Origin of the sequence: Type-D symbiont of Plautia stali, from assembly GCF_001485335.1 — a bacterium.
GTDB lineage: Bacteria > Pseudomonadota > Gammaproteobacteria > Enterobacterales > Enterobacteriaceae > Pantoea > Pantoea vagans_C.
The window spans coordinates 1-9815 of record NZ_BBOC01000130.1 but is presented as its reverse complement, the minus strand read 5'-3'; the positions used below and the strand labels follow the sequence as shown (position 1 = coordinate 9815).

Below are 9815 nucleotides of genomic sequence, written 5' to 3'. Positions count from 1 at the left end.
CGATTCGCATTGATGCTGATAACAACCACAGCTGGTTGACGCCGCGCCTGGCGCGCTGTCATAACGGCAAGCTGGAGAGTTTTTGGCAAGCACCAGAGGCGATCAAACCCGATCCTTGGCTGGCTTGGGTTGACCTGGATAATCTGGGCCAGCGAGGTGACAGCTAATGAGTCGAAAAAACGTGCAAATGCGCGGCCTCAAGGTGGGCGTCATCGGTTGCTCAGAACGTGATAATCAGCATCTGGCGCAGCAGTTTACCCGCATGGGGATTGTTGGTGAGTTCTACTCACTCTTTCCCAGCGAGGCACAACTTGTCGGACAGCAGCTATTGGTTTTCGATGGCGATAATCCGGCGTTGTTTCACCCCACCCACAAACTGCCCTGGCCCGCCTTGCCCAAAATAGCGCTGACGGCCATGGAAACCCCCTCACGCCTGCAGTGGATCACCGAGCAGCGCATCGACAGCTATATGCGCAAACCAGTGCGCTTTGACGGCGTGATGACCGCCTTTACACTGGCGCTGGACAGTGCCGCGCGTATCAGACAGTTGGAAACGCAATTAAAGCGTCAGGAAGAGCGTCTGCGCGCACGAAAACACCTGTTCTCCGCGCAGATTTTGGTGATGAACGAGCTGCAGCTTGGCGAAGACGAGGCCTACAATCTGCTGCGCCGCGCGGCGATGGACCAGCATATGACCATCGAACATCTCAGCTGCCAGTTGCTCGACAACAAAACGCCTTGGTTAAATGTGCTCAAGGCGCTCGCGACGGAGAAGTACTGAGGGGCGCAAAAATGCTATCTGCCCGGACTACGCTGAAGAAGGCATAATGCCCAAATATGCAATGCCATCTGTTTTTATGGATGAGGCAGGCAAGTTTGCCAGGATGATTCTGATAAATAATTGATCATTAGCTTAAATCCTCTTTTGTCATATATCAGTTCTAATTCACTGTATAAAATAGCTAGTATCATCTCTGGTATGAACATCATCATGCCGTGCTGAAAGTAGCGAGAAATTTTGACAGGAGTTTTTACTGATGCAGGTCTGCACCATGGATTACAAAAAACTGTCTCGGGATGGTAAAACATTACCACTAGAATGTTATGGCATAGGAACCTTCGATGTATTATCAGGCATTGAACGTTACATCAATAACCCAAACTGCTCTGATAAAGAGAAAGCCGCGATTCCGCCAGGCACTTACTGGATAGTTGATCGCCCTGAGGGAAGTTGGTTTAACCGAATCCGCGCGGAAGCCATTGATATGGCACATTTATACCGAAATCATCATTCGGAATGGTTTGCACTCTATAACAGTCAGACGATGAACGATTTTGTTTACGTCAATGGCAATCGCCGTGGTAGCTTTCGTTTACATCCTCTCAATACCGACGGCACAGGTGTTTCCTGGGGTTGTATAACGCTTTACCGTGCCAATGAATTTCACAGCCTCAGACGAACATTACTCAGTCGCCCAAAAGTACGCGTTCCCGGAGGAAATGGGTTGTTAGCATACGGGAGAATTGACGTGCGCGGTGTTCCAGACTACTCAAAGTGTGAATTGAAATGAAAATAGCTATTTTTTTTATTATCCTGGTCGCTGGTGTAGTACTTATTCCAGACAGTCTCATCGGCCATCTGGTTAGTGTCTCTGGTGATGGTGAAGCGGCGATGGATAAATTCGATTTCACCGTACTGATAATTAAGACAGCCATTTCTTGCGTGATAGCCGTTACGGTATTGCAGATATTACGCCGCGCGCGTTAATTTCCCGCACATAATCGAGAAAAGCCTGCAACGGCGCGGGGATCAATCGACGACCGTTGTAATAGAGCCATAAGCCAGAAAAACTCTGCCACCAGTCGGTTAAAATCGGCTGTAAGCTGCCATCATTTAGCGCTGGTTTAATCCAGTCTTCAAACAAGTAGACCACGCCCGCCCCCGCCACGGCAGCAGACACAGTGAGATCCATGGCGGCACCGATACTGCAAATCAAAGGGCCCTTCGGCTGCAAACGCACCACTTCATCGCCGTTTTCAAACTCCCAGTCGGCTATCACGCCCGTGGCATAGCGCCCATATAAGCACCGATGTTGCATCAACTCGCGCGGATGCTGCGGCGTACCGTTTGCAGTCAGATAAGCAGGAGCCGCGGCGGCGGCAAAGCGTTGCAGGCGCGGACCAATTGGCAGTGCCACCATATCCTGCTCAAGGTGGTCGTCATAACGGATACCCGCATCACAGCCCTCACGGAAGATATCCTGTACGTTACTTTCTGCCACCACTTCCAGTTGAATATCGGGATAACGCGCCAGAAAGCCGGGCACGATGTTGGGCAAGACCAATCTCGCTGCGCTAACGGGCACATTGAGACGCAAGGTTCCGCCCGGCGTGTTGCGAAAATTATTCAATGCGTCCAGTGCCGCATCCACTTCGTTCATGGCGGGCATTAAGCGTGACATCAATGCTCTGCCCGCTTCGGTGAGCGCCACGGTGCGCGTGGTGCGGTTGAACAAACGCACACCCAACTGCTCCTCCGCGCGTCTTACCGCATCACTTAAACGGGAGGGATTGCTGCCGGTCATACGCGCCGCTTCTCGGAAGCCACCCGCTTTGGCCACCGCCACCACGGCGTGCAGCAGTGCAATATCTAACGCCATTGTTCGCCAATCCGTACACTGTGTCCTGAATTATCCGGATAGTTGCACAGCGCATCGGCGATTACAATCTGATCACACATCGACGAAGGAGGTTTCCATGTCTCACAACGTAAACACTTATACCTTGGGTGATCGTCAGGTCAAACGCCTGGGCTACGGCGCGATGCAACTGGCTGGGCCGGGGTGTTTGGCCCGCCGGCAGATGAACAACGCGCATTGCAGGTACTGCGTGATGCGGTGTCAGCAGGCGTTAATCATATTGATACCAGTGACTTCTATGGCCCGCACGTCACCAACCAGCTGATCAAACGAGCGCTGCATCCTTATCACGATGATTTGGTGATCGTCACCAAAGTGGGTGCCCGTCGTGACAGCAAAGGCGGCTGGTTACCAGCGTTTTCCCCGGAAGATCTGACTCAGGCAGTGGAAGATAATCTGCGCAACCTCGGTCTGGAGGTGATGGAAGTGGTCAACCTGCGTTCCATGCTGGATGTGCACGCCCCGGCAGAGGGTTCCCTGGAACCGCAGGTAGAAGCAATGATCAAACTGAAAGAGCGCGGGTTGGTCAAACACATTGGGCTGAGTAACGTCACAGCAAAACAGGTCGCGGATGCGCAAAAAATGACGCCAATCGCCTGCGTGCAAAACCTCTACAATCTGGCTAATCGTCAGGATGAGGCGCTGGTTGATCTACTCGCCGCCCAGGGGATTGCTTACGTGCCCTTCTTCCCGTTGGGCGGCTTCTCACCGCTGCAATCCGAGCAGCTGACCGAGGTGGCACAAGCGCTGCATGCCACCACCTTACAAGTGGCACTGGCCTGGCTGTTACAGCGCTCACCCAACATTCTGTTGATCCCCGGTACTTCATCACCGGAACACCTCAAACAGAATCTGGCGAGCGGTGAGTTAGTGCTGTCACCCGAGGTGGTGCAGCGTTTAAACAGCATTGCGTAAATTTGCTGCCGCGGCCCTCGGGCCGCACCTGAACACTAGCTCGAACCGCCAATACGCCCAACAATCCCGCTCTCTACCAGGCACGCCTTCAGCACCCCAAATGCATCCTGACACTGCCGTTCATCCACGCAGGCATAACCTAACAGCAGCCCACGCCGTTCCTGAGGATGCATATAGTATTGCGAGAGCGGCCGCACTTTAACACCGCGGCGCAGCGCCAAGGCGGCGACAGCCACATCATCACATCCCGCCGGAAGGTTAATTACCAGATGCAACCCCGCCTCATGGTTCACGCGCGGCATAAAATCCGCACCAAGATAGCGTTCGATCAGGCTGGTTAAAAACCGACGTCGCTGACTGTAGAGTTTGCGCATCCGGCGAATATGCGCCATGTAGTGCCCTTTCTGGATGAACTCTGCCAGAGCGCGTTGCACCAGCAGATGCCCACCCCGGTAGAGTTCCGCCGCCGCCACGCGCAAAGGTTGCGCCAGCGCTTTCGGCACCACCAGATAACCCAAGCGCAGCGCCGGATAGAGGGTTTTACTGAATGTGCCCATATAAATCACTGGCGCATCCGGTTCAAATCCTTGCAGTGAAGGGAAAGGATGACCGGCAAAGCGAAACTCACTGTCATAGTCATCCTCCACCAGCCAGGTTTTATGTTTGCGGGCTAAGTCCAGAAGTTGTTTGCGACGTTCAAGGCTAAGGTGGACGCCGAGTGGATATTGATGTGACGGTGTCACGAATATCATCTTAGGCGCACGAGCGCGCGTCGGCAATTCGGGAATAATGCCCTGATCGTCAACGGGTTTGGCCTGGATCTTCAATCCGTTGATGCGCATCAAATTGCGCGTTCCCCAATAGCCGGGTTCCTCAATCCATACCGGATCGCCGGGATCGCACAACACTCGCGTCACCAGGTCCACCGCCTGATGCACACCTTCGGTAATGATGATCTGATCGGCATCCGCGTGCACGGAACGCGCCACACTCAGGTATTCCGCCAGCGCCTGGCGAAGCTGCGGACAACCGCCATGACTGCTGTAAATCAACCGGTCGACGTCCGGTTCCCGGTTCAGTCGCGCCTGAATCTGACTGAACAGTTTATGCGGAAACTGGGTAACGTCAGGCGCGCCAGGCACGAAAGCGCCCCACTGATAAGGGGAAGCATTGGCATGGCCGAGTAACGATGCGCCGCGCTTGGAAATCGCTGCCGTTTTCGCTGTCGAGGGCAAATTCAACTCCACACTGCGTGGGCTGTTAAGGCAGCCTTCGGGTAAGGTTTCGGCGATCCAGGTGCCACTGCCGGTGCGCGCGGTCACATAACCCTGTGACATTAAATTTTCATAAACAGTGAGTACCGTATTGCGCGACACCGATAATTCTCGCGCCAAATCACGTGTCGCGGGTAATCGACTGGATCGCGGAAAAATCCCTTCAGCAATCGCCGCTTGCATGCACACAAGCAGACGCTGTTGCAGCGTTCCCTCCGGCAAAAATTGCAAACGTTCCAATACATGATCGGCGTATAAACTTCGCAATTGGCTCTATCCTTTTCTCTAAAAGTGGCTCTGGCAACAAACCTTAGCGCAGGGATAAATAAGCGTGTTTGTCGTGATTTGTAAAGACGCTTATCGCTAAGGAAAGGTTATGGAAGGTAAAAACAGCCAGCTGCAACAACGCAAAGATGATGCCCTGCCACGCGGTACCGGCAACCTGTGTCAGTGGTATGTTGAGCAGGCAGAAAACGCCACGTTGCGTGACGTTGAAGGTAACAGCTGGATTGATTTCGCGGGCGGCATCGCGGTGCTGAATACCGGTCATCGTCATCCTCGCATCGTAAAAGCGATTGCTGAACAGTTAGAAAAATTCACCCATACGGCGTTCCAGGTGACGCCTTATGAAAGCTACGTTGCGCTGGCAGAACGCATCAACAGCGTGGTGCCCATTGCAGGTAAAGCCAAAACCGCCTTCTTCTCTACCGGTGCAGAAGCGGTAGAAAATGCGGTGAAAGTCGCCCGCGCCGCCACTCGCCGTCACGGCATCATCACCTTCGGCAACGCCTTCCACGGCCGCACGTTTATGACGATGGCGATGACCGGCAAAGTGGCTCCCTATAAGCGTGACTTTGGCCCGATGCCTGCATCGGTCTGGCATGCGCGCTATCCCAACAGCGTCACCGGCATCAGCGTGGATGATGCACTGGCCAGCCTGCACGATATCTTCACCCAGGATATCGCTCCGCAGGATGTCGCAGCGATTGTGCTGGAACCCGTTCAGGGTGAAGGTGGTTTCCATATCGCGCCCCCTGCCTTTATGGAGCGCCTGCGTCAACTGGCTGATGATCACGGCATTCTGCTGATTGCCGACGAAGTGCAGACCGGCTTTGGTCGTACCGGTAAGCTGTTTGCGATGGATCACTACACCGTTAAACCCGACCTGATCACCATGGCGAAAAGCCTGGCAGGCGGCATGCCGCTGTCAGCGGTGAGTGGCCGCGCTGAGATCATGGATGCACCAGGTCCAGGTGGACTGGGTGGCACTTACGCGGGTAACCCGTTAGCCATTGCCGCAGCGCATGCGGTGCTGGATGTGATCGCGGAAGAGCAGTTGTGTGAGCGTTCTGCACAATTGGGCGCGCAGTTGAATGATTTCCTCCAGCAGGTCCGCTCTCGCTGCTCCGCTATTACGGACATTCGTGCACTAGGTTCAATGGTGGCCGTGGAGTTTGCTGAGGCGCAAACCGCACAAGCCATCCAGCAACAGGCAATGGCACGCGGTTTACTGCTGTTGACCTGCGGCCCGCAAGGCAACGTGATTCGCTTTCTCTATCCGCTGACTATCCCGGATGCACAGTTTAACCAGGCGCTGGACATTCTCAGCGGCGTGCTAAGCCAGCATCAGGATTCATAGCTTTTCCTCCGTTTTCCCAGCCTGCATGCTGCAGGCTGGGCTTCTCACCTGCTGCAGCCAGGCTGTGCGATAAACAGCCCGAAAGACGATCTGGAGAATAACAATGAGTTCACAGAATGCCGATGCGCTGGCGCAAGGGCTTAAGCCGCGTCATGTAAGAATGTTATCGATTGCCGGCGTGATTGGTGCCGGGCTGTTTGTCGGTTCCGGTCACGCGATTGCCGAAGCGGGCCCCGCTGTCCTGCTGGCCTATATTGCCGCCGGTACGCTGGTGGTGCTGATTATGCGCATGCTGGCCGAGATGGCTGTCGCCTCTCCGGACTCCGGCTCTTTTTCAACTTACGCGGATAAATCCCTGGGTCGCTGGGCCGGTTTCACCATCGGCTGGCTCTACTGGTGGTTCTGGGTATTAGTGATCCCGTTAGAGGCAAACGCCGCTGGCACCATTCTGCACGGCTGGTTCCCGCAGGTCGCGGTGTGGGAGTACACCTTGGCCATTACCACATTCCTCACCGTCAGCAACCTGTTCAGCGTGAAGAATTACGGCGAGTTCGAATTCTGGTTTGCGTTACTCAAAGTGGTGGCGATTGTCGCCTTCCTGGTTGTTGGGAGTCTGGCGGTATTCGGTTTGTTGCCGGGCAGCAGTACCAGTGGTATCTCTCACCTTTATGATACCCACGGCTTTATGCCGAACGGTATCAGCGCCGTACTGGCCGCGATTCTGACCACCATGTTCTCATTTATGGGCACCGAGATTGTCACCATTGCGGCCGCAGAATCACGCGAGCCGAAGAAACAGATCACGCAAGCCACCAACTCGGTTATCTGGCGTATTGCGCTGTTCTATCTGCTGTCGATCTTCATCGTCATCGCACTGGTGCCGTGGAACACGCCATCGCTGATGAAAGCGGGCTCCTATCAGACGGCGATGGAGATGATGAACATTCCTTACGCACGTCAAATTGTCGATGTCGTGGTCCTGATCGCGGTATGTAGCTGCCTCAACTCTGCGCTTTATACCGCTTCACGCATGCTCTATTCCCTGTCACGCCGTGAAGATGCGCCTGCTGTAGCCTCACGTACCACGGGCAGTGGTACGCCATGGGTCGCGGTGATAGCGTCCACCGCCGCTGCATTTTTGACGGTGATCGCCAATTATCTGGCCCCAGCAGCGGTATTTGAGTTCTTACTGGCGAGTTCAGGTGCCATTGCCCTGTTGGTCTATCTGGTGATTGCCGCTTCTCATCTGGTGCTGCGTAAGAAGCGTGAGGCGCGCGGGGAAACACTGAGCTATCGCATGTGGCTGTTCCCGGGCTTAACCTGGGCAACCATGGTGTTTATCGTTGGGGTACTGATATCGATGCTGTTCAACCCACAGCACCGCTCTGAAATCATTGCTACCGGCTTGTTGACGCTCGCCGTGTTGATCACCAGCCGTATTGTGCATCGCAAACGTGCCGCACGTAAGCATGAGGAGATGGTGGCGCTACGCTCGTAACGCCTGAGTGTTCCGGGCAAGGATGCCGCGGAACATCACTCATACTGCACGTCGATACTGATCGACTCTTCGGGCACATTAATTACCACGATGCACTTATTCCACACCGGTTTGCCTTTTGTCATCTCGTGCTCCACAAAGTAGTGCTGGAAAGCTTTCAGCGCTTCAGTGAGATCGCCAATCGCCTGCGCATCGGGTTCAAACCAGTCCGGCTCACCGTTCTCATCCAAATAGTCGAACTGGTATTCACCACCTTCGTCATCTGCAAATAATTCTGCTTTTACGATCAGTTCGCGAGCGCCTTGGGGCCCGCTGCTGAAAACGATCTGTGCAATGCGACGATAGAGGTCTTCGTAGGTCATGGTTCAGTTCCTGAGTGTAAAAATGTACCCTGTTCTCGTAGGGTCACCATTTATGGTGACCTTATTAGGCTGGTGCGCATAAATGCGCCCCCTACGTTTCTGTGAAAATGTTGACTTTGTCATACACGATCAGAGAATGAGGCTCTTCGAACAGTTAGTTGAAAGAAATGGAGTTTATCATAGCCTGTTCAGCGCGTTTCCCCTGTGTTGCCACAGCAAAAAAAACGGTCACCTTATTGGCTGCTGCCCTGCTTTTGGCCAGTTGCTCATCTGAGCCACCGAAGTCACTCGTCACGCCACTGCCTACCGTGACGCCTCATCCACAGCCGACACAGCCTGTCGCCAGTAAAGAGCCGGTGCGCGGCGTGTGGCTGACAACCGTTTCACGCCTTGACTGGCCACCAATCGCTTCCGTCAATGCCAGCCCGACCAATCGTATTAGCCAGCAACAAAAAGCGTTAACTGACAAACTGGATAAGCTGAAAAGTCTGGGCATCAATACGGTGTTCTTCCAGGTGAAACCCGATGGCACCGCGCTATGGCGTTCAAAAATTCTGCCGTGGTCCGATATGATGACCGGCAAAATCGGTGAAGATCCCGGATACGATCCGCTGCAGTTTATGCTTGATGAGGCGCACAAGCGTGGCATTAAAGTGCATGCGTGGTTTAACCCTTATCGTGTCTCCACCAACGTTAAGCCTTCTACCGTCAATGAATTAAACAACACGCTATCGCTACACCCGGCAAGTGTGTTTGTCCTGCATCGCGACTGGATCCGCACCGCAGGCGATCGCTTTGTGCTGGATCCAGGTATTCCAGCTGCGCGTGACTGGATTACCAGCATCGTTGCTGAAGTGGTGTCGCATTACGATATTGATGGCGTGCAGTTTGATGACTATTTCTACACCGAGACGCCGGGCTCGCAGCTTAACGACAGCGCGACTTTCCGTCAGTATGGGCAAGATTTTGCATCCAAAGCGGACTGGCGTCGTCACAACACTCAGCTGTTGATTGAGCAAGTCTCCCACACCATCAAACAACTTAAACCCCAGGTTGAATTTGGCGTCAGCCCTGCTGGCGTGTGGCGCAATATTTCGCACGACCCAGCGGGTTCCGATACGCGTGGTGCAGCAGCTTACGACGAAGCTTACGCCGACACCCGGCAGTGGGTGCAGATGGGCCTGTTAGATTACATTGCCCCGCAACTCTATTGGCCGTTTGCGCGTCAGGCGGCCCGCTATGACGTACTGGCTAACTGGTGGGCTAACGTGGTGAAGCCGACCCATACACGACTCTACATCGGCGTGGCGCTGTATAAGATCGGCGAAAGTTCGAAAATGGAACCAGACTGGACCGTCAGTGGCGGCGTGCCTGAGCTGAAAAAACAGCTCGACCTGAACGAGTCGGTGCCGCAAATCAACGGCACGA

At 54.2% G+C, this 9815-nt stretch carries 8 protein-coding genes and 1 pseudogene; 6 read left to right on the top strand and 3 right to left on the bottom strand.

What is annotated here, in order from left to right:
• Positions 1–166: 166 nt before the first annotated feature.
• The gene (locus tag PSSD_RS24520; RefSeq protein WP_058974035.1) at positions 167–781 is read left to right on the top strand and encodes an ANTAR domain-containing response regulator; all 615 of its coding nucleotides are present in this window, start codon (positions 167–169) and stop codon (positions 779–781) included.
• A 271-nt stretch (positions 782–1052) separates the two neighbouring features.
• Positions 1053–1571, top strand: coding sequence for a DUF2778 domain-containing protein (locus PSSD_RS26950; RefSeq protein WP_331436520.1), 519 nt, complete (start codon positions 1053–1055; stop codon positions 1569–1571).
• 162 nt (positions 1572–1733) lie between these two features.
• On the opposite strand, the gene PSSD_RS24515 is transcribed toward PSSD_RS26950, so the two are convergent.
• Complete coding sequence (locus tag PSSD_RS24515) at positions 1734–2660, bottom strand: LysR substrate-binding domain-containing protein (RefSeq protein ID WP_058974034.1); 927 nt, start codon at positions 2658–2660, stop codon at positions 1734–1736.
• Between the two features lie 97 nt (positions 2661–2757).
• On the opposite strand from PSSD_RS24515, the pseudogene PSSD_RS24510 reads away from it, so the two are divergent.
• Positions 2758–3614 (top strand): annotated as a pseudogene (locus tag PSSD_RS24510) (aldo/keto reductase family oxidoreductase).
• A 35-nt stretch (positions 3615–3649) separates the two neighbouring features.
• Here PSSD_RS24510 and pdxR read toward each other — a convergent pair.
• Entirely contained in the window at positions 3650–5155 is a 1506-nt protein-coding gene (pdxR, locus tag PSSD_RS24505) for a MocR-like pyridoxine biosynthesis transcription factor PdxR (RefSeq protein WP_201023848.1), read from the bottom strand.
• Between the two features lie 109 nt (positions 5156–5264).
• On the opposite strand from pdxR, the gene gabT reads away from it, so the two are divergent.
• Positions 5265–6527: a 4-aminobutyrate--2-oxoglutarate transaminase gene (gene gabT, locus PSSD_RS24500; protein WP_058974033.1), complete on the top strand. Its 1263-nt coding sequence runs from the start codon at positions 5265–5267 to the stop codon at positions 6525–6527.
• 97 nt (positions 6528–6624) lie between these two features.
• Complete coding sequence (gene gabP / locus PSSD_RS24495; RefSeq protein ID WP_235589291.1) at positions 6625–8025, top strand: GABA permease; 1401 nt, start codon at positions 6625–6627, stop codon at positions 8023–8025.
• A 35-nt stretch (positions 8026–8060) separates the two neighbouring features.
• Here gabP and PSSD_RS24490 read toward each other — a convergent pair whose 3' ends face one another.
• Entirely contained in the window at positions 8061–8387 is a 327-nt protein-coding gene (locus tag PSSD_RS24490) for a hypothetical protein (protein WP_058974031.1), read from the bottom strand.
• Between the two features lie 167 nt (positions 8388–8554).
• Here PSSD_RS24490 and PSSD_RS24485 point away from each other — a divergent pair.
• The coding region (locus PSSD_RS24485) for a glycoside hydrolase family 10-like protein (RefSeq protein ID WP_058974030.1) at positions 8555–9815 on the top strand (1261 nt) is incomplete at its 3' end.

Bases quoted from the DNA above. Each gene is read 5' to 3' on its own strand.
- PSSD_RS24515 (WP_058974034.1), bottom strand. From the start codon at position 2,660: ATGGCGTTAGATATTGCACTGCTGCACGCCGTGGTGGCGGTGGCCAAA.
- PSSD_RS24520 (WP_058974035.1), top strand. From the start codon at position 167: ATGAGTCGAAAAAACGTGCAAATGCGCGGCCTCAAGGTGGGCGTCATC.
- gabT (WP_058974033.1), top strand. From the start codon at position 5,265: ATGGAAGGTAAAAACAGCCAGCTGCAACAACGCAAAGATGATGCCCTG.
- PSSD_RS24490 (WP_058974031.1), bottom strand. From the start codon at position 8,387: ATGACCTACGAAGACCTCTATCGTCGCATTGCACAGATCGTTTTCAGC.
- PSSD_RS26950 (WP_331436520.1), top strand. From the start codon at position 1,053: ATGGATTACAAAAAACTGTCTCGGGATGGTAAAACATTACCACTAGAA.